We start from the raw sequence: 18,636 nt of genomic DNA, 5'->3' as shown, positions 1-18,636 counted from the left end.
GCCGGTGCTCCACACCACCGGCCGTTCCAGCACCGATGGCGAGAATGCGACATGTGAGGACTCCTCCAATTTGGTCTAGACCATTGGCCACATCAGCAGGCAGAATGCGTTGCGTCGGCGACGGAAATCCCGCACCGGCCGCGTCACCCCATTTAGTCTGGCCGTCTTGCCTCGGAACCACCACCGGAGGATGCCATGCGTATTGGAGTGCTAACCGGGGGCGGCGACTGCCCCGGCCTGAACGCCGTTATCCGCGCAGTCGTACGCAAAGGGACCAGCGTCTACGGGCATGAATTCATCGGATTCCGCGATGGCTGGCGTGGTCCGCTCGAAGGCGACGCCATGCCGCTGGACATCCAGGCCGTCCGGGGCATTCTGCCGCGTGGCGGCACGATTCTCGGCTCGTCGCGGACCAACCCCATCAAGATCGATGGCGGCGTCGAGAAGATCAAGGACAACCTGGCGGAGACCGGCGTCGACGCGCTGATCGCGATCGGTGGCGAAGACACCCTCGGCGTCGCCAAGCAGCTCTTCGACAGGGGGGTCAAGGTCGTCGGCGTGCCGAAGACGATCGACAACGACCTCAGCGCCACCGACTACACCTTCGGCTTCGACACCGCCGTCAACATCGCCACCGAGGCGATCGACCGGCTCCACACCACCGCCGAGTCCCACCACCGCGCACTGATCTGTGAGGTCATGGGGCGCCACGCGGGCTGGATCGCCCTGCACGCCGGCATGGCCGGGGGCGCCAACGTCATCCTCATCCCGGAGAAGCCCTTCGACATCGACCGGGTCTGCGCCTATGTCGAGTCCCGTTTCAAGACCCGTTACGCGCCGATCGTCGTGGTGGCCGAGGGCGCGCACCCGATCGAGGGCCAGATGACGCTGCAGGCCGGTGAGCTCGACTCGTTCGGCCACGTCCGGCTGGGCGGCATCGGAGAGATGCTCGCCAAGGAGATCGAGAAGCGGACCGGCAAGGAGGCCCGCACCACCGTGCTCGGCCACATCCAGCGCGGCGGCACGCCGACGGCCTTCGACCGGGTGCTGGCCACCCGGTTCGGCCTGCAGGCCATCGACGCCGTGCACGACGGCCACTTCGGCGTCATGGTCGCGCTGCAGGGCACCGACATCGTCAGGGTCGCCCTCGCCGAGGCCACCAAGGAGCTGAAGACCGTGCCGGTCGGCCGCTACGAGGAGGCCGAGGTCTTCTTCGGCTGACGGGTCCCTGACGGGACGTGAGGGAAGGGGCCGCCCCCTGGGGCGGTCCCTTCCCGCTTTCCGCGGCCCTTCTGCTCTCCGTGGGCCCGGCCGCCGGTACGGGCGGCGTGCGGTCTCCCATGTCCTCGTGCGTGAGAATTGTGATTTCGTGGCCGGAAATTGATGAACAGCCGCAGCTGACGATCGCTTCACGGGGCAGGCGGGGGCGTTGTGCGGAGAGCCGGGGCGGACCATGGCGATGGTCCCGGCCCATCCGCCGGTATTTACGTGATCGGCTCGGCGCGTCACTTACGCACCCGTGACCCTGACCGGTTCCCGCCGTCCCGCCTCCTACGGCCTCCGCCACGGCAAATGTAGCTCCGTGTGATTAACGGCTCGCCCTGAGTGGTTGTTCGGGGTCGGAGAGTAATCACACTGAACCGAGCCTTTTGCCTCCCTGGGATGACCTCCCAGTTCTCCTCAACTAGCGTCGAATTCAGGTTCCGCGCCGTGTCGGCGTCTTCCGTGATACCGGTCCGGCGTTTCACTGCCCGGGTATCGCCCGGACGCGTTCAACGCGACATGGAGTGATCTCTATGACCAAGGCCAGAAACGCTCTCGCCGCCGGTGTGATGGTGGCCTCTGCCCTCGTTGCCCCTGCGACGCTGCCGGCCCAGTCGGCCGGCGCCAGCACCTCGGGCACGACCACGGCCACGACAGTCACCACTTCTCTGCTGACCCCGGTGGCGCGTCCGCCGCGGAGGCGCAACAACAACAACAATAACAACAATAACAACGGCGGCGGGAACAACAACAACAATAACAACAACAACGGCGGCAGGGGTAACAACAACAATAACAACAACAATAACAACGGAGGTAGGGGCAACAACAACAATAACAACAACAACAACGGCGGCGGCGGGAACAACAACAACAATAACAACAACAATGGAGGCAGGGGCAACAACAACAATAACAACAACAATAACAATGGGGGTAGGGGCAACAACAACAACAATAACAACAACAATAACGGCGGAGGCGGGAACAACAACAACAATAACAACAACAACCTGCGGGGCGGGAACAACAACAATAATAACAACAACAACTAGGTCCGCCCGGACAGGTGAAGGACTCTCCCCGCCGGCCTTGCGGAACGGTTCGGACAGGAGAGAGATGGGCAAGACCGAGAACGTCCGCGGTGAGGCCGTCAGGACGTGCTCGGTAAGGAAGGCGGAATCCGCCTCAGAAGGCGAAGACCGCCTGCGTGGTCGCTCCGCCGTATTTCGGAACGACCGCCATGGCGGGGGCCATGCAGAAAGAGAAGTCGCCCGTCATGGCCATTGACGGAGAGAAGGTCGGCCCGTAGGGGCATCGGAATCGGAGCCGGGTGGCATGGCGTGATCGCCGGGGTCGGCGGCGCCGCATGTCGGCGCCCTCCCACGGACCCGGCCGGCCGTCAGGTGGATGCGGAGCCGTCGCGCACACCGGATCCTGTGGACACCTGGCCTTTCCTCCCCCGTTGACGGACGATCGTCCGTCAACGGGGGTTCATCATGCGCCGCGCATCCGGCCCGTCCACCGGGCCCCGTCCCGCGTCATGCCGGGCGTTCTCCGGATCCGTGCCGGGCCGGGCCGCCACTCCGGGATGAGTCCCCGTGCCGGGCCGGGCCGCCGCGCCGGTGCGAGTCCCCGTGCCGCGTCGAGCCCCGGTGTCACTCCGGTGCCGCTCCGGACGGTCGTGAGGCGGACTAAAGTGACTAGGTCGAGGCGTTGTCTTGAGGCGGTTACGCGCCACACTGGGCGGTAGGCCGGTATTTCCCCCGAACTTCACTGTTCCACCGGAGGTTGCAGCATGACCATGTCCGCCTTGGGAGAGCCCTGCGTTCTGCTCAAACTGGGCGAGGTCGTCCTCAAAGGAAACAACCGCGAGCTCTTCGAGCAGCGGCTGCAGGCCAACATCAAGGCGGCCCTGAAGGACTTCGACTTCAAGGTGGACGTGCGCCAGCGCCACGGCGTCATCGCGCTCTTCCTACCGGACGGCACCGCGCCCGAGGTCGCCGACGCGGTCGCCGCGCGGGTCGCCTACGTCCCCGGCCTGGTCTGGATCCACCGCGCCTGGCGGGTGGAGAAGGATCCGGGCGCGGTCACCAAGGCGGCGATCGAGCTGCTGGCCGACCGGGAGGACGTCAGGCGCGGCGTCTCCTTCGCGGTCCGCTCGCGCCGCCGCGACAAGCGCTTCCCGATGACCTCGATGGAGATGGACCGCTCGATCGGCGGCGAGCTCAACGACATCTACGGACTGCCGGTCGATCTGAAGAACCCCGAGCTGGTCGTCTCCATCGAGGTCGACCGGGACGAGGTCTTCGTCTTCACCGGCGGCACACCCGGTCAGGGCGGCCTGCCGGTCGGCACCAGCGGCCGCGGCCTGGTCCTGATGTCCGGCGGCATCGACTCGCCGGTGGCCGCCTACCGGATGATGCGCCGTGGCCTGCGCGTGGACTTCCTGCACTTCTCCGGCATCCCGTTCACGACGTCGGAGTCCATCTACAAGGCGTATGCCCTGGTACGCGCCCTGGACAAGTTCCAGGGCAGGTCCCGGCTCTGGGTCGTCCCATTCGGCAAGGCCCAGCAGTCCATCAAGTCCTCCGGCCAGGACCGGCTCGCGGTCATCTCCCAGCGCCGCCTGATGCTCAAGACCGCCGAGGAGGTCGCCCGCCGCCTCCGGGCCGGCGCGCTGATCACCGGTGACTCCCTGGGCCAGGTCTCCTCCCAGACCCTGCAGAACATCACCGCCCAGGACGACGCGGTCGACATGCCGATCCTGCGGCCGCTCATCGGCCTGGACAAGACCGAGATCATGGCCGAGGCCCGCCGTATCGGCACCCTGGAGATCTCCGAGCTGCCCGACGAGGACTGCTGCACGCTCCTGGCGCCCCGCCGAGCCGAGACCGCCGCCAAGATCGCGGACCTGCGGCAGATCGAGAAGCGGCTCGACGCCGAGGAGCTGGCCGTCCAGCTCGCCGGATCCCTCCAGGAGTACAAGCTGGAGGGCTGAGCCCGTCCCGGCGGCACGGATCCCCGCCGGATGTGGCTCCGGTCATCCGTGGGCGCGGCCGGCGGCTTGTGGCGCCGGCCGCGCCGGGAGACACGGGCGCTCGTGGCGTGGCTTGAACGCGGGGTCGGACATGGGCGACGGTCAGGCGGACGCCAGGGCGTCGCCGGCCGCGGTCCTGCCCACCAGCGGCGGGAACTCGCGGATCACCCGGGCGAGCTCGTCCAGGTCGCCGTCGACCAGGGCCTGGGGGCCGTCGCAGAGGGCCTGCTCGGGGTGGGGGTGGACGTCGATGATCACACCGTCGGCGCCGACCGCGATGGCGGCGCGGGTGAGCGGCAGGACCAGGTCGCGCCGGCCGCCGGAGTGGGACGGGTCGACGATGACCGGCAGGTGCGACAGGCGCTGGGCAACCGGGACGGCGGAGACGTCCAGGGTGTTGCGGGTGGCGGTCTCGAAGGTGCGGATGCCGCGCTCGCACAGCACGATGTCGAGATTGCCGCGCTGGGCGATGTATTCGGCGGCCATCAGCCACTCCTCGATGGTGGCGTTCATGCCGCGCTTGAGCATGACCGGCTTGCCGACGCCGCCGACCGCCTGCAGCAGCGCGAAGTTCTGCGCGTTGCGGGTGCCGATCTGCAGCATGTCGGCGTAGGAGGCGACCAGCTCGACGTCGTGGGCGTCCACGACCTCGGTCACGATGGGCAGGCCGGTCTGCTCGCGCACGTCGGCGAGGATGCGCAGACCCGCCTCGCCCAGCCCCTGGAAGGCGTAGGGGGAGGTGCGGGGCTTGTAGGCGCCGCCGCGCAGCAGGGTGGCCCCGGCGGCCTTGGCCATCTCGGCCGCCTCCAGGGTCTGTTGGGGGGTCTCCACCGCGCACGGGCCGGCGATCAGGGTGACGGTGCCGGGGCCGATCGGCACGCCGCCGACCCGGACCGTGGACCGCTCAGGGTGGTTGTCGCGGCTGACCAGCTTGTAGGGGGCGGTCACCCGCATCACGTCGGCCACCCCGCGCATGCCGCGCAGGTCGAGCGCGCTGAACTGGGCGACGTCGCCCACCAGCCCGATGATCGTACGGCTCACGCCACGGCTGACGAACGCCTCGCCGCCCGCCGCGCCGATGGTCTCCACGATCGCCTCGATGTCCGCGGGGGCGGCATCGGGGCCCATGACGATGACCATGTCTCTCCTTCGATGAAAAGGTCCGCGAACGCAGAAGGCCCCGGGTCCGTAACGGACCCGGGGCCTTCGTTCGCCTGGCTGTCAGCGCAGCATCTGGTGGCGAACGGTCCGACCCACGGGTCCGTCGCCATACCAAAACCAGAACGCAGTACGCATCGCCGGCAATAGTAGCGCACCGCCGGGACCCGCCGGTGCGCCGGCCGGGGAGCGGCCGCCGGCGTCCGGACCGCGACAGGCGCCCCGCGCCGACACGGCGGAGGGCGTTATCCGGTGGCCGCTGCGGTGGCGGCGGACCGGCGATGGCAGGATTGCCCCCGTGCCGCCGGGGAACAGGACCACCCCGTGCCGGTGGGGACAACGGCGAGGGGAGTGATGGTGGAGCAGTCCGAAACTCCACGGGAGGAGACTCGCCTGCCTCCAGGCCAGTACGTCCCCCGGGGACGTCCGGTGATCCATTACGGCCGGGTGCCCACGTTCCGCCCGGCGACGTGGGAGCTGCGGGTCATGGGGGCGACCGCCTCGGGCGAGCAGCACCGCTTCACCTGGCCGCAGTTCTCCGAACTGCCGCGCACCACGGTCCTGGCCGACTTCCACTGCGTCACCAAGTTCTCGATCATGGGGAACGAGTGGCGGGGGGTGTCGGCGGCGACGCTGATGGAGATGGCGCCGCCCGCCCCCGAGGTGAGGCACGTGATGATCTGGGCCGAGTACGGCTACAGCGCCAACATGCGGATGAGCGACTTCACCGGCGGCCACACGCTGTTCGCCCTGGAGCTCGACGACAAGCCCATCTCCCCGGAACGAGGGTTCCCGGTCCGGGTGGTCGTCCCGCACCTGTACGCATGGAAGAGCGTCAAATGGGTGCGCGCGGTGGAATACCTGCTGGAGGACAGGCGCGGTTTCTGGGAGGAGCGCGGCTACCACAACATCGCCGACCCCTGGCGCGAGCAGCGCTACTCCTATCAGGAGGAACCGGGCGAAGGCCCGCCGTGATCGGCGTTCACCCCTGATTGACCGGAGCGGTTGACTACGGTTTCCCGCATGTGGTCGACCAGTGCCTGGGTGCTGCTCTGCACCGCCAGCACTTTTCTCGGGTTCGTCCTGTCCCGCCGGCGGCCGGCCGCCCCCCGCAGTCCGGCGGGCCTGCCGGACGAGGCCACCTTCGCCACCCTGCACATCGCCGCGCTGGCGGCCCCGTCGCTGCGGGCCGGCCTGACGCGCGACTCCGCGCGCAAGGCGATCCGCCACCTGCGCGCGCTGCTGGGCACCAGCGCCATCGCGGTGACGGACATCGACGGCGTGCTCGCCTGGGACGGCGCGGCGGACTGCCACCGTGACCACGCGCCCGAGCACGCCCGCACCGTGTTCTCGTCGGGACGCCCGTACGTGGTGGCGGGGGGCGTGCTCGCCTGCGACACGCCGGGCTGCGTGATCCGGGGCGCGGCGGTGGTGCCGCTCACCGTGGACGGCCGGGTGATCGGCGCGCTGGCCGCCTACGACGCCGAGGTGAGCGCGGCGCTGGTCCGGACCGTCACGGAGGTCGCCCGCTGGGTCTCCGGCCAGCTGGAGCTGGCCGAGCTCGACTCCTCCCGCAGGCGTGCGATGGAGGCGGAGACGCGGGCGCTGCGCGCGCAGATCTCCCCGCACTTCGTCTACAACTCCCTGACCACGATCGCCTCCTTCGTCCGCACCGACCCCGAGCGGGCCCGCGAGCTGCTGATGGACTTCGCCGACTTCACCAGGCACGCGCTGCGCCGGGGCGGGGACTTCACCACCCTGGCCGACGAGCTGCGCTGCGTGGACCGCTACCTGCTGCTGGAGCGGGCCAGGTTCGGCGAGCGGCTCCGCTTCACCGTCCGGGTGGCGCCGGAGGCGCTGCCGGTGCCGGTGCCGTTCCTGTGCCTGCAGCCGCTGGTCGAGAACGCCATCAAACACGGCATAGCCGCCACCGGCGGCGCCGGTGAGGTCCAGGTGGTCGTCAGGGACGCCGGCCCCGAGGTCCACATCGCCGTCGAGGACGACGGGCTCGGCATGGACCCGGCGCGGGCCCGGCGGCTGCTGGCCGACGACCGGGGCCAGGGGCGGGACGAGGGCGGCATCGGCATGGCCAACGTGGATGTGCGGCTGCGCCGGATCTACGGGGAGGGCTACGGGCTCGTCGTGGAGACCGAGCTGGGCGCGGGTACCAGAATACGGCTGCGCGTGCCCAAGGTCCCCCCTGAGTTATAGCTATTAGTAGTCATAGTTTTACTTAAAGTTGACATTTCTATTGCGGCGGGCGCGGTTCCGGGGCAGCGTGGATCCATGTTGCGAGTCCTGGCCGTTGACGACGAGGTCCCCGCGCTGGAGGAGCTTGCCCACCTCCTCCGCCACGATCCCCGCATCGAGCACGTCTCCACCGCCCCCGGAGGGATAACCGCGCTTCAGGACATGGTCCAGATGATCGGCGCCGGCGAACGGCTCGACGGGGTGTTCCTCGACATCCGGATGCCGGGCCTGGGTGGCCTCGACCTGGCCCGGCTCATCGGGGCCTTCCCCAACCCGCCCCGGCTGGTGTTCGTCACCGCCCACGAGGACTGCGCGATCCAGGCGTTCGACCTGGAGGCGGTCGACTACCTGCTCAAGCCGGTCCGGGCCGACCGGCTGGCGGAGGCCGTACGGCGCCTGGAGTCCATGACGCCGGCGGCGGGCGAGCCGGTCCCGGAGGACGTCATCCCGGTCGAGCTGAGCGGGCGGACCCGCTTCGTGGCCCAGCAGGCGGTCCGCTTCGCCGAGGCGCGGGGAGACTACGTGCGGCTGCACACCGTCGACGGCAACTACCTGGTGCGCATGTCGCTGGCCGCGCTGGAGCGGCGCTGGGCCGGATCGGGGTTCATCCGCGTGCACCGCAGCACGCTGGTCTCGGTGCGGCACGTGAGCGAGATGCGCTTCGACGGCGGCCGCGTGACCCTGCAGGTCGGTTCCGAGACGCTGCCGGTCAGCCGCCGCCACACCCGCCAGGTCCGCGAGCAGCTCGTCCGCGACCGCCAGCTCCAGGACCGCTCGCTGGCCTCCGGCACGCTCAGATGAGCCGCCGGGCGCCGCCCGCGGGCCCGTCGGACCCGCGTCGCGGAGAGCGCGTCGCCGCGGGAATCGACCGCTCGTCGCACCGGTCCCGCCGCTCGTCGCGCCGACACTCTCCGCACATCGACGACTACACACCGTTAGACGCGCTGGCCGGAAAGGAGCGGTCGCCCGCCTGGGCGCCCCTCTAGTGTTCCCTTCATCGGAGAGCCGGACCCGCCGCACCAGGGGGGGACAGAGCCGGGAGGCTCGGACAGGTCCTGGTGCGCGGAGTCCCGGGCGGTCGCGGAAACGGCCGGCCGTCCGGTCGCCGGGCCCCGGATCGGGGGGAGGGCCCGGCGCTCTCCGGTGTGACGGGACGTCCGCGCCAGCCCGCGGGCCGGACCGTGATCTGGCCCGCGGGGGCGGCCGGATCACGAGACCGGGCGTCCCGTCTCACCCCGCCGGCGGGCAGGGGACTCGCCGGCGGGCGGCGTCAGCGGGCGGACCCCGCGGCGTCGTGGACCAGGACGCCGCCCACCGCGGTGGCGGGCACCGTGACGTCGCGGACGCGCTCGGCGGGCACCGCGAGCAGGTCGTCGGAGAGCCCGGCGAAGGCGGCCGGCAGGCCGCCGCGGGCTCAGGCGTCGCGGAGCTTCTTCAGCAGCGCGATGTCCTCGCGGTGCTTGTCGACGGGGCCCGGGGTCTCGATGCAGAGCGGCACCCCGGCGGCCACCGGGTGACGCATCAGCTCGCCGAAGGGCTCGATGCCGATGTGGCCCGCGCCGATGTTCTCGTGGCGGTCCTTCTTGGAGTCGCACACGTCCTTGGAGTCGTTGGCGTGGATCAGCTTCAGCCGCCCCGGGGCGATCGCGTGCAGGGCGTCGAGGGTCTCCCCGACGCCCTCCAGGGTCGACAGGTCGTGGCCGGCGGCGAAGGCGTGGCAGGTGTCCAGGCAGATGCCCGCCTTCGGGTGCCAGTCGAGGGCGGCCAGATAGGGCTCCAGGTCCTGGACGGTCGCGCAGAGCATCGCGCCCTGCCCGGCCATCGGCTCCAGCAGCAGGTCGGGGCCGTCGTCGGGGATCTCCTCCAGCAGCGGGAGCAGGTGCTCGCGGAGCTGGCGCAGGGCCGCCTCCCGGGACTGGCTCACCGCCGAGCCGGTGTGGACCACCATGCCCGCGGCGCCGATCGCGTAGGAGCGCTGCAGGCCGTGCCGTACGGTCGCCACCGACTTCTCCAGCGTGTCGGCGCTGGGGGAGCCCATGTTGATGAGATAGGGGGCGTGCACGAAGGACAGCACGCCCGACTCGCGCAGCCGGGTGTCCTGGACCGGGTTGCCCGCGGCGAGCGCCCAGCCGCGGGGGTTGCTGACGAACACCTGGATCATCTCGGCGCCGATGTCCGAGGCGTACTGCAGGCCGCCCTTGGCCAGGCCGCCGGTGACGGAGACCTGGCCGCCGATGAGGGAGAGAGAAGTCATGATGGGCTCAGTTTAGGCGCTGGGGCCGACGGTTTCCGGCCGTCGCGGGCCTCCGGTTCGGGGGCGGGCCGCCCCGGTTTGGAGCATGACACGAAAACCCGGGGCAAACCTTTGGCCCCCTTCGGACCTCCCGCTGCTGGACCGTGCCGGGGACCGGTGTGTGTACTGCTGTCATGCCGAACGTGAACCCCACGCCGCCGGCGGGGACGGCCGGCTTCAACGCGCTGAGCGTCGCCGAGGCCGAGGCCGGACTGCTGACGTGCTGCGCCTCCCGGGCCTTCGCCCGCCAGGTGGCCGCGCGGCGCCCCTACCGCGACCTCGCCGAGCTGGCCGAGACGGCTGTCGCCGCCGTGCGCGCCCTGGCCTGGCCCGACGTCCAGGAGGCGCTGGAGGCGCACCCGCGCATCGGGGAGCGCGCCGGCGGGGCCGGCCGGGAGGCGTCCTGGTCCCGGCGGGAGCAGTCCGGCGTGGCGGCGGCCGGCCAGGCGGTGCTCGACGGGCTGGCCGAGGGCAACCGGGCCTACGAGGAGCGGTTCGGCCACGTCTACCTGGTCTGCGCCACCGGCCTGACGGCCGAGGAGATGCTGAGCCGGCTGCGCGGGCGGCTGGGTAACGACGACGACGCGGAGCACGGGGTCGTCCGCGCCGAACTCGCCGAGATCACCCGCCTGCGCGTGGCGAAGCTGCTGGGAGAGATCGCATGACGGCGGAGGAGGCCGCATGAGAGAGGAGGAACGCGCATGAGCCTGTCCACACATGTGCTGGACGCCGCGCTGGGCAGGCCCGCGGCCGGCGTCGCCGTACGGCTGGAGCGGGCGGGGGCGGTGCTGGCCGAGGGCGTCACCGACGCCGACGGCCGGATCGGCGGCTGGACGCCCGGGCCGGGCGCCCACCGGCTGGTCTTCGACACCGGCGGCTACTTCGCCGCCCGGCAGGTGGAGACCTTCTACCCGCAGGTCTCGATCGACTTCACGGTCCGGGACCCGGACGAGCACCATCACGTGCCCCTGCTGCTGAGCCCGTTCGCCTACTCGACGTATCGAGGGAGCTAGACATGGCCGTCATCCTCGGGCCCAACCGCTACGGCAAGGCCGAGACCCGCCTGGTCCGCGTCGTCAGGGACGGCGGCGTCCACCACATCAAGGACATCAACGTCAGCTCCGCGCTCTCGGGCGACATGCGGGAGACGCACCTGCGGGGCGACAACGCCGCGGTGCTGCCGACGGACACGCAGAAGAACACCGTCTACGCCTTCGCCAGGAAGCACGGCGTGGACCAGATCGAGGACTTCGCGCTGCTGCTGGCCCGCCACTACGTGAGCTCCCAGCCGGCCGTCCACCACGCCCGAGTGGAGATCGAGGAGTACTTCTGGGACCGCATCCCCACCCAGGGGCCCGCCGACGAGCGGCACTCCTTCGTCCGCTCGGGCAGGGAGGTGCGCACCTGTGTCGTCCACCACGACCGCGACGGGACCTCGACCGTGGTCTCCGGGCTCAAGAACCTGATGGTGCTGAACTCCACCGGCTCGGAGTTCCACGGCTTCGCCGTCGACGACTACACCACCCTCCAGCCCGCCTTCGACCGCGTCCTGGCCACCGAGGTCTCGGCCGCGTGGCGGCATGTCTCCGACGGGTCCCCGTTCGGCAAGTCGTACAGTGAGGTGCGGCGATGCCTGCTGGAGGCGTTCGCCGAGACCCACAGCCTGTCGCTGCAGCAGACGCTCTACGCGATGGGCGAGCGGGTGCTGCAGACCCGTGGCGAGATCTGCGAGGTGCGCCTGGCGATGCCGAACAAGCACCACTTCCCGGTGGATCTGACACCGTTCGGGCTCGACAACCCGGACGAGGTGTTCTACGCCGCCGACCGCCCCTACGGGCTGATCGAGGGCGCCGTGCTCCACGACGACGCCCCCGCCGCCCACTGCGCCTGGGACTGACCATGGATTTCCTGCGACCGGAGACATGGGCGGAGGCGCTGGCGGCCAAGGCCGAGACGCCCGAGGCCGCGCCCATCCAGGGCGGCACCGACATGATGGTGGAGCTCAACTTCGACCTCCGCCGGCCCGCCGCGCTGCTCGACCTGAACCGGGTCACCGAGCTGACCTCATGGAGCGCCGAGGAGGACGGGCGGCTGCGGGTCGGCGCGGGCGTGCCGTACGCGCGGCTGATCACCGAGCTCGGCGACCGCCTGCCGGGCCTGGCGCAGGCGGCGCGGACGGTCGGCTCGCCGCAGATCCGCAACCGCGGCACCGTGGGAGGCAACCTCGGCGCGGCCTCGCCCGCCGGGGACAGTCACCCGCCGCTGCTGGCCGGGGACGCGGTCATCGAGGTCGAGTCCGCCGCCCGCGGCGTGCGGATGATCCCCGCCGCCGGGTTCTACCTCGGGGTCAAGCGGAGCGCCCTGGCGGCCGACGAGCTGATCCGGGCGTTCTGGATGAGCCCCGCGAGCGGCCCCCAGTACTTCTCCAAGGTCGGCACCCGCAACGCCATGGTGATCGCGGTCTGCTCGTTCGCGGTCGCGCTCCACCCCGGCGAGCGGCGGGTGGGCACCGGCATCGGCTCGGCCGCCCCGACCCCCCGCCGGGCGGCGGCGGCCGAGGAGTTCCTCGCCGCCGAACTCGACTGGGACGCCCCGCTCGACCCCGCGGTGCTGCGGCGCTTCGGCGAGCTGGCCTCGGCGGCGGCCTCGCCGATCGACGACGTGCGCGGCACCGCCGGCTACCGCAGGCACGCCATCGGCGTGATGGCGCGCCGCACCCTGACCTGGGCATGGAACGACTTCCGCGCCGGACAGCTTGGAAGGAGGGCGGGCTGATGCGCGTCAGCTTCACCGTCAACGGTCGCGAGGAGACGGCCGACGACGTCTGGGAGGGCGAGAGCCTGCTGTACGTCCTGCGCGAGCGGGTGGGCCTGCCGGGCGCCAAGAACGCCTGCGAGCAGGGCGAGTGCGGCTCGTGCACCGTCTACCTCGACGGCGCCCCCGTCTGCGCCTGCCTGGTGGCGGCGGGCCAGGCCGAGGGGCGGCGGATCCGCACGGTCGAGGGACTGGCCGAGGGCGACCGGCTCGACCCGCTGCAGGAGGCCTTCGTCGAGTGCGGCGCCGTCCAGTGCGGCTTCTGCACCCCCGGCCTCATCGTCCAGGCCCACGACCTGATCGAGCGGGTCCCGCACCCCTCCGACGCCGAGATCCGCGAGGCGCTGGCGGGCAACCTGTGCCGGTGCACCGGCTACGAGAAGATCCTTGAGGCCGTACGGCTCGCCGCCGCCCGGAAGTCGGCCGCTGAGTGAGCGGGCGGGACGGCGGCCGGGCGGGCACGCGGGCCGGGCGGCCGGAGGAGGCCACATGGGCGCGACCCTGATCGAGAACGTGCACATCGCCCCGGTCGTGGGCCCGGAGATCCCCTCCGGCCACATCCACATCGAGGGTGACCGGATCGCGGCGCTCGGCCCCGGCCCCGCCCCGGCCGTCCCCGGCGCCGCCAGGGTCGACGGCGCCGGCTGCCTGGCCACCCCCGGCCTGGTCAACACCCACCACCACCTCTACCAGTGGGCCTCCCAGGGCCTGGCCCAGGAGGCCACCCTCTTCGAATGGCTGGTGGCCCTCTACCCGGTGTGGGCCGCGATGGACGCCGAGATCGTCAGGGGCGCGGCGGGCGCGGGCCTGGGCCATCTGGCGCTGTCGGGCTGCACCACCTCCAGCGACCACCACTACATCTTCCCCAAGGGCCGCGGCGACCTGTTCGCCGCGGAGATCGAGGCGGCCCGGGAGGTGGGCATCCGCTTCCACCCCGCCCGGGGGTCGATGGACCGGGGCGCCTCCCGGGGCGGCCTGCCGCCGGACGTGGTGGTCGAGGAGCTCGACGAGATCCTCACCGCGACGGCCGAGGCCGTCGACGCCTACCACGACCCGTCCTTCTCCTCGAAGCTGCGCGTCGCCGTCGCCCCGTGCTCGCCGTTCTCGGTCACCGCCGACCTGATGACCGAGGCGGCCTCGCTGGCCAGGGCCAAGGGGGTGCGCCTGCACACCCACCTGGCCGAGACCCTCGACGAGGAGGAGCACTGCCTGGCCCAGTTCGGCATGCGCCCGGTCGACTACATGGACAAGCTCGGCTGGCTCGGCCCGGACGTGTGGTTCGCCCACGCGATCCACCTGAGCGACTCCGACATCGGCAGGTTCGCCCGGACCGGCACCGGCTCGGCGCACTGCCCGAGCTCCAACGGCCGTCTCGGCGCCGGGATCGCCCGGGTGTCGCAGATGCTCCAGCGCGGCGCGAACGTCGGTCTCGGGGTGGACGGCAGCGCCTCCTCCGAGCTGACCTCGCTGTCGGGGGAGATGCGCCAGGCGCTGCTGTTGCAGCGGGCCAGATACGGGCCGGCCGCGCTCACCGCCCGGCAGGCCCTGGAGATCGCCACCCTCGGCGGCGCGCGGAACCTGGGCCGCCAGGAGGAGATCGGCTCCCTGGAGGCCGGCAAACTCGCCGACATCGCCCTGTGGCGGACCGGCGGGGGCTTCGCCTCGGCCGTCGCCGACCCGCTCTGCGCCCTGGTCTTCGGCAGCGGGCAACCACCGCTGGCCCGCCTCCTGGTGGGCGGCGAGACGGTCGTGGAGGACGACGAGCTGCGCACGGTCGCCCAGGACGAGCTCGGCCGCGCCGGCGGCGCGGCCCACCGCCGCCTGATGCGCCTGGCCGGCGAGCGGGGCGTGGCCGTCCGCGGGGAGGCCGGCCGGTGAGCGGGCCCGCCGGGGCCGTGGGCGGGTGCTGGTCCGCCGCCGGGCAGGTGTGATGATGGTCGTCCATCTCACCGGGTTCCGGAACGCGCTCACCCCGGCCCGCGCCGGTCGCGCGCGTGTCCGCCCATCCTCCACCAGGGAGCAGGGTTGTCTGAGTCGTCAGGGCATGTCGTCATCGCCCCGGACAAGTTCAAGGGGTCGCTGACCGGAGCCGAGGTCGCCGCCCGCGTGGCGGCGGGCCTGGGCCCGGACGTCGCCACGGTCGCGCTGCCGGTGGCCGACGGCGGCGACGGCACCGTGGACGCGGTCGTGGCCTGCGGGTTCAGCCGCGTCGAGGTCGAGGTCACCGGCCCCGCCGGGCAGCCGGTCCGGGCCGCCTACGCCTGGCGCGAGCCCGCCGGGGACGCCGGCCCGGACTCCTCGCCCACCCCGGCGGGCGCCGAGGTGGCGACGGCCGTGATCGAGCTCGCCGAGGCGTCCGGCCTGCGCCGCCTGACCGGCGGCCTCCAGGCGCTGACCGCCACCAGCTACGGCACCGGCGAGCTGATCGCCCATGCCGTACGGCGCGGCGCCGGGCGGATCGTGCTCGGGCTCGGCGGCAGCGCCTCCACCGACGGCGGCGCCGGCATGATGCAGGCGCTGGGCGTCCGCTTCCTGGACGCCGACGGGCGGGAACTGCCGTACGGCGGCGCCGCCCTGCGCGACCTGGAGAAAATCGATAAATCCGGACTTATCGAGATTGATGATGTCGAGTTCGTCGTCGCCAGCGACGTGGACAACCCGCTGCTGGGCCCGTACGGCGCCGCCGCCGTGTACGGCCCGCAGAAGGGCGCCGACCCCGAGGAGGTGAAGGTGCTCGAAAGGGCCCTCGCCAGACTCGCCGCCGTCGCCGCGCACACCCACGGCCTGGCCGGCGCCATCGAGCACGACGGGATCGTCCGCCCGATGGGCGTGGCCGCCCAGCCGGGCGCGGGCGCCGCCGGAGGAGTCGGCTTCGCCGCCCTGGCCTTCCTGTCGGCCGACGTCCGTCCCGGCATCGAATACCTGCTCGACCTGCTCGGCTTCCACGCCCTGCTCGACGGCGCCCGCCTCGTCGTCACCGGAGAGGGCTCGCTGGACGGGCAGACCCTGCGCGGCAAGGCCCCCGCCGGGGTCGCGGCCGCCGCGGTCAAGGCGGGGGTCCCCGTGGTCGCGGTCTGCGGGCGCCGCGACCTCGGCGACGAGGAGCTGGAGGCGGCGGGCATCACGGCCGCCTACGCGCTCACCGACATCGAGCCCGACCCGGCCGTGTGCATGTCCGAGGCGGGTCCGCTGCTGGAGCGGGTCGCGCGCGAGATCGCGCGGAGACATCTTTGACGGGCCGCCGCCCGGCCGGACCGCCCGCGTCGGCGGCCCGGCCGGGCACCGGGGCGTCCGGCCGCCGGACAGGGAGGTCGAAAGGCGATGAACGCGCGGACTGAACACGTGACGGACCTGGTCATCCGGTCCCGCCGGGCCGTACTGCCCGGGGGCGAGGGCCCGGCAGCGGTGGCCGTACGGCAGGGCAGGATCGCCGGCCTGCACCCCTACGACGCCGTCCTGGACGCCGCCGTCCAGGTCGACCTCGGCGAGGTCGCGCTGCTGCCCGGGCTCGTGGACACCCACGTGCACGTCAACGAGCCCGGGCGGACGCACTGGGAGGGGTTCGCCTCGGCCACCCGGGCAGCCGCGGCGGGGGGCGTCACCACCATCGTGGACATGCCGCTCAACTCGCTGCCGCCGACCGTGAACGTGGCCGCGCTGGCCGCCAAGAAGCGGGCCGCGGCCGGCAAGTGCCTGGTCGACGTGGGCTTCTGGGGCGGCGCGATCCCGGGCAACCTCAGGGACCTCAGGGCCCTGCACGAGGCCGGGGCGCACGGCTTCAAATGCTTCCTGTCGCCGTCCGGGGTGGAGGAGTTCCCGCCGCTGGCGGCCGGGGAACTGCGGGCGGCCATGGTGGAGATCGCCTCCTTCGACGGCCTGCTGATCGTCCACGCCGAGGACCCGGCGCTGCTCGGCGGCCCGGCGGGCCCCGGCTACGGGGAGTTCCTCGCCTCCCGGCCGGGGGAGTCCGAGCGCCGTGCCGTCGAGCTGGTCGTCGCGCTGGCCGCCGAGACCGGCGTGCGGGCGCACGTCCTGCACGTGTCGTCCGCGCTGTGCCTGCAGCCCCTGGCCCGTGCCCGGCGGGAGGGCGTCAGGATCACCGCCGAGACCTGCCCGCACTACCTGACGCTGACGGCCGAGGAGGTGCCGCGGGGGGCGACCGAGTTCAAGTGCTGCCCGCCGATCCGGTCGGCGGCCAACCGGGAGGAGCTCTGGCGGGGGCTCGCCGACGGGGTGCTGAGCTGCGTCGTCTCCGACCACTCGCCGTCCACCCCGGATCTGAAGGTGCCCGACTTCGCCGCGGCCTGGGGCGGGATCTCCTCTCTCCAGCTCGGCCTGCCGGCCGTCTGGACCGAGGCGTCACGGCGCGGGTACGGCCTGGGCCAGGTGGTCCGGTGGATGGCGGCCAACCCCGCGGAGCTGGCCGGGCTGGCCGGCAAGGGAGCCATCGCCGTGGGCCGGGACGCCGACCTGGTCGCCTTCGACGCCGACGCCGCCCACACCGTGGACGCGGCCGCCCTGCACCACCGCAACCCGGTCACGCCCTACCACGGCAGGACGCTGCGCGGCGTGGTCCGCGCCACCTGGCTGCGCGGGCGGGCCGTGGGCGACACCCCCCGAGGGGTCTTCCTGCGGCCCACCCCGGCGCCGGAGCGCCGCCCGGAGCCGGGGCGGGCGGCCGGAGCACCCCTCCCGGAGCAGGCCGGAGCACCCCTCCCGGAGCAGGAGCGCGCCGCCGGGGACCGGAGCGCGCCATAAGTGGAAAGGTTCCTGCCGTGAATGATTTCACCGCACTGCCCGATCTGGCCCTGCGCACCTTCGGCGGCGCGGTCGTCGCGGCCAGCGACGAGTCCTTCGCCGAACGGGAGAGCCTGATCCGCCCCGGCCGCCCCGGCTTCCAGCCCCACACCTTCGGCCCCAAAGGCCAGCTCTACGACGGCTGGGAGACCCGCCGCCGGCGCGAGCCCGGCCACGACTGGGCCATCATCCGGCTCGGCCTGCCCGGTCTCGTCCACGGCATCGTGATCGACACCGCCTGGTTCACCGGCAACTACCCGCCGCACGCCTCCGTCGAGGCCACCGCGGTCGAGGGCCACCCCACGGTCGCCGAGCTGCAGGCCGCCCCCTGGACGCAGCTCGTCCCCGCAAGCGCCCTGCGCGGCGACGCCGAACACCCCTTCCCCGTGACCGACCGGCACCGCCACACCCACCTGCGGCTGAATATCTTCCCCGACGGCGGCGTCGCCCGGCTGCGCGCCCACGGCGAGGCCCGCCCCGACCTGACCCTGTACGAGGGCCTCGGCCTGGACCTGGCCGCGCTGGCCAACGGCGCCCTGGTCACCGACTGCTCCAACGGCTTCTACTCCGCCCCCAACAACGTCATCGCCCCCGGCCTGGCCCGCCACCAGGCCGAGGGCTGGGAGACCGCCCGCCGCCGCGACGGCGGCAACGACTGGCTGCTGATCCGCCTGGCCGGCCCCGGCGTCATCAAACTCGCCGAGATCGACACGACCAACCTGCTGTTCAACGCCCCCGCCGAGGTCTCCCTGCGCGGCACCGCCGACGGCACCACCTGGACCGAACTGCTGCCCCGCACCCGCCTGCAGCCGGACACCCCGCACCGCTTCCGCATTCACGACGCCCCGGCCCTCACCCACGTCCGGGTGGACATCTACCCCGACGGCGGCCTCGCCCGCGTCCGCCTGCACGGCACCCTCGCCGGAGGCGGAGAAGGCTGATCCGCCGACGCGGGCCGGCCACCACGGGGCGGAGGCGATCATCATGGAGGGAAAGGTCGGCCACCACCGGGTGGGAGGGC

At 72.2% G+C, this 18,636-nt stretch carries 17 protein-coding genes; 15 read left to right on the top strand and 2 right to left on the bottom strand.

Features of this window, described 5'->3' with window-relative positions; translation table 11 throughout:
• Positions 1-195 precede the first annotated feature (195 nt).
• The 3 genes from ACZ6R6_RS33885 (at position 196) to thiI (ending at position 4,264) form a co-directional block, all read left to right on the top strand.
• A complete protein-coding gene (locus tag ACZ6R6_RS33885) occupies positions 196-1,221 on the top strand; it encodes a 6-phosphofructokinase (RefSeq protein ID WP_470100305.1) in 1,026 nt (341 codons plus the stop codon).
• 575 nt (positions 1,222-1,796) lie between these two features.
• Positions 1,797-2,318, top strand: coding sequence for a hypothetical protein (locus ACZ6R6_RS33880; RefSeq protein WP_470100303.1), 522 nt, complete (start codon positions 1,797-1,799; stop codon positions 2,316-2,318).
• Positions 2,319-3,061: 743 nt separating this feature from the next.
• Positions 3,062-4,264, top strand: a complete 1,203-nt coding sequence (thiI, locus tag ACZ6R6_RS33875; protein ID WP_470100301.1) for a tRNA uracil 4-sulfurtransferase ThiI — start codon at positions 3,062-3,064, stop codon at positions 4,262-4,264.
• A gap of 141 nt (positions 4,265-4,405) precedes the next feature.
• Here thiI and aroF read toward each other — a convergent pair whose 3' ends face one another.
• Positions 4,406-5,443, bottom strand: coding sequence for a 3-deoxy-7-phosphoheptulonate synthase (gene aroF, locus ACZ6R6_RS33870; protein WP_470100299.1), 1,038 nt, complete (start codon positions 5,441-5,443; stop codon positions 4,406-4,408).
• A 372-nt stretch (positions 5,444-5,815) separates the two neighbouring features.
• On the opposite strand from aroF, the gene ACZ6R6_RS33865 reads away from it, so the two are divergent.
• The 3 genes from ACZ6R6_RS33865 to ACZ6R6_RS33855 all read left to right on the top strand — a co-directional run bounded on the left by ACZ6R6_RS33865 (position 5,816) and on the right by ACZ6R6_RS33855 (position 8,512).
• On the top strand, positions 5,816-6,436 hold the full coding sequence (locus ACZ6R6_RS33865) for a molybdopterin-dependent oxidoreductase (RefSeq protein ID WP_470100297.1): 621 nt from the start codon (positions 5,816-5,818) through the stop codon (positions 6,434-6,436).
• Between the two features lie 48 nt (positions 6,437-6,484).
• Positions 6,485-7,672 (top strand): histidine kinase, encoded by a 1,188-nt coding sequence (locus ACZ6R6_RS33860; protein ID WP_470100295.1) that lies wholly within the window; start codon positions 6,485-6,487, stop codon positions 7,670-7,672.
• Positions 7,673-7,747: 75 nt separating this feature from the next.
• Positions 7,748-8,512, top strand: a complete 765-nt coding sequence (locus ACZ6R6_RS33855) for a LytR/AlgR family response regulator transcription factor (RefSeq protein ID WP_470100293.1) — start codon at positions 7,748-7,750, stop codon at positions 8,510-8,512.
• A gap of 613 nt (positions 8,513-9,125) precedes the next feature.
• On the opposite strand, the gene ACZ6R6_RS33850 is transcribed toward ACZ6R6_RS33855, so the two are convergent.
• A complete protein-coding gene (locus tag ACZ6R6_RS33850; protein ID WP_470100291.1) occupies positions 9,126-9,965 on the bottom strand; it encodes a deoxyribonuclease IV in 840 nt (279 codons plus the stop codon).
• Positions 9,966-10,138: 173 nt separating this feature from the next.
• Here ACZ6R6_RS33850 and uraD point away from each other — a divergent pair, with 173 nt between their 5' ends.
• The 9 genes from uraD to alc all read left to right on the top strand — a co-directional run bounded on the left by uraD (position 10,139) and on the right by alc (position 18,556).
• On the top strand, positions 10,139-10,669 hold the full coding sequence (gene uraD, locus ACZ6R6_RS33845; protein WP_470100289.1) for a 2-oxo-4-hydroxy-4-carboxy-5-ureidoimidazoline decarboxylase: 531 nt from the start codon (positions 10,139-10,141) through the stop codon (positions 10,667-10,669).
• Positions 10,670-10,705: 36 nt separating this feature from the next.
• Positions 10,706-11,017 carry a hydroxyisourate hydrolase gene (gene uraH / locus ACZ6R6_RS33840; protein WP_470100288.1) on the top strand — a complete coding sequence of 104 codons (312 nt, stop codon included), beginning with the start codon at positions 10,706-10,708 and terminating at the stop codon, positions 11,015-11,017.
• A 2-nt stretch (positions 11,018-11,019) separates the two neighbouring features.
• A complete protein-coding gene (pucL, locus tag ACZ6R6_RS33835) occupies positions 11,020-11,901 on the top strand; it encodes a factor-independent urate hydroxylase (protein WP_470100286.1) in 882 nt (293 codons plus the stop codon).
• A 2-nt stretch (positions 11,902-11,903) separates the two neighbouring features.
• Positions 11,904-12,779 carry an FAD binding domain-containing protein gene (locus ACZ6R6_RS33830; RefSeq protein WP_470100284.1) on the top strand — a complete coding sequence of 292 codons (876 nt, stop codon included), beginning with the start codon at positions 11,904-11,906 and terminating at the stop codon, positions 12,777-12,779.
• Positions 12,779-13,252 (top strand): (2Fe-2S)-binding protein, encoded by a 474-nt coding sequence (locus tag ACZ6R6_RS33825; RefSeq protein WP_470100282.1) that lies wholly within the window; start codon positions 12,779-12,781, stop codon positions 13,250-13,252. Before ACZ6R6_RS33830 ends, ACZ6R6_RS33825 begins: the two co-directional genes overlap by 1 nt.
• Positions 13,253-13,307: 55 nt before the next feature.
• Positions 13,308-14,696, top strand: a complete 1,389-nt coding sequence (locus tag ACZ6R6_RS33820) for an 8-oxoguanine deaminase (protein ID WP_470100280.1) — start codon at positions 13,308-13,310, stop codon at positions 14,694-14,696.
• Positions 14,697-14,843: 147 nt separating this feature from the next.
• Positions 14,844-16,052, top strand: coding sequence for a glycerate kinase (locus ACZ6R6_RS33815; RefSeq protein WP_470100278.1), 1,209 nt, complete (start codon positions 14,844-14,846; stop codon positions 16,050-16,052).
• A gap of 87 nt (positions 16,053-16,139) precedes the next feature.
• Positions 16,140-17,576: an allantoinase AllB gene (gene allB / locus ACZ6R6_RS33810; RefSeq protein ID WP_470100276.1), complete on the top strand. Its 1,437-nt coding sequence runs from the start codon at positions 16,140-16,142 to the stop codon at positions 17,574-17,576.
• A 17-nt stretch (positions 17,577-17,593) separates the two neighbouring features.
• The gene (alc, locus tag ACZ6R6_RS33805) at positions 17,594-18,556 is read left to right on the top strand and encodes an allantoicase (RefSeq protein WP_470100274.1); all 963 of its coding nucleotides are present in this window, start codon (positions 17,594-17,596) and stop codon (positions 18,554-18,556) included.
• Positions 18,557-18,636: the final 80 nt, after the last annotated feature.

This window comes from Streptosporangium sp. NPDC048886 (assembly GCF_055586905.1).
The sequence above is the reverse complement of the archived record's forward strand: the minus strand, read 5'-3'. Positions and strand labels throughout refer to the sequence as shown.

Bases quoted from the DNA above. Each gene is read 5' to 3' on its own strand.
- ACZ6R6_RS33885 (WP_470100305.1), top strand. From the start codon at position 196: ATGCGTATTGGAGTGCTAACCGGGGGCGGCGACTGCCCCGGCCTGAAC.
- ACZ6R6_RS33880 (WP_470100303.1), top strand. From the start codon at position 1,797: ATGACCAAGGCCAGAAACGCTCTCGCCGCCGGTGTGATGGTGGCCTCT.
- thiI (WP_470100301.1), top strand. From the start codon at position 3,062: ATGACCATGTCCGCCTTGGGAGAGCCCTGCGTTCTGCTCAAACTGGGC.
- aroF (WP_470100299.1), bottom strand. From the start codon at position 5,443: ATGGTCATCGTCATGGGCCCCGATGCCGCCCCCGCGGACATCGAGGCG.
- ACZ6R6_RS33865 (WP_470100297.1), top strand. From the start codon at position 5,816: ATGGTGGAGCAGTCCGAAACTCCACGGGAGGAGACTCGCCTGCCTCCA.
- ACZ6R6_RS33860 (WP_470100295.1), top strand. From the start codon at position 6,485: ATGTGGTCGACCAGTGCCTGGGTGCTGCTCTGCACCGCCAGCACTTTT.
- ACZ6R6_RS33855 (WP_470100293.1), top strand. From the start codon at position 7,748: ATGTTGCGAGTCCTGGCCGTTGACGACGAGGTCCCCGCGCTGGAGGAG.
- ACZ6R6_RS33850 (WP_470100291.1), bottom strand. From the start codon at position 9,965: ATGACTTCTCTCTCCCTCATCGGCGGCCAGGTCTCCGTCACCGGCGGC.
- uraD (WP_470100289.1), top strand. From the start codon at position 10,139: ATGCCGAACGTGAACCCCACGCCGCCGGCGGGGACGGCCGGCTTCAAC.
- uraH (WP_470100288.1), top strand. From the start codon at position 10,706: ATGAGCCTGTCCACACATGTGCTGGACGCCGCGCTGGGCAGGCCCGCG.
- pucL (WP_470100286.1), top strand. From the start codon at position 11,020: ATGGCCGTCATCCTCGGGCCCAACCGCTACGGCAAGGCCGAGACCCGC.
- ACZ6R6_RS33830 (WP_470100284.1), top strand. From the start codon at position 11,904: ATGGATTTCCTGCGACCGGAGACATGGGCGGAGGCGCTGGCGGCCAAG.
- ACZ6R6_RS33825 (WP_470100282.1), top strand. From the start codon at position 12,779: ATGCGCGTCAGCTTCACCGTCAACGGTCGCGAGGAGACGGCCGACGAC.
- ACZ6R6_RS33820 (WP_470100280.1), top strand. From the start codon at position 13,308: ATGGGCGCGACCCTGATCGAGAACGTGCACATCGCCCCGGTCGTGGGC.
- allB (WP_470100276.1), top strand. From the start codon at position 16,140: ATGAACGCGCGGACTGAACACGTGACGGACCTGGTCATCCGGTCCCGC.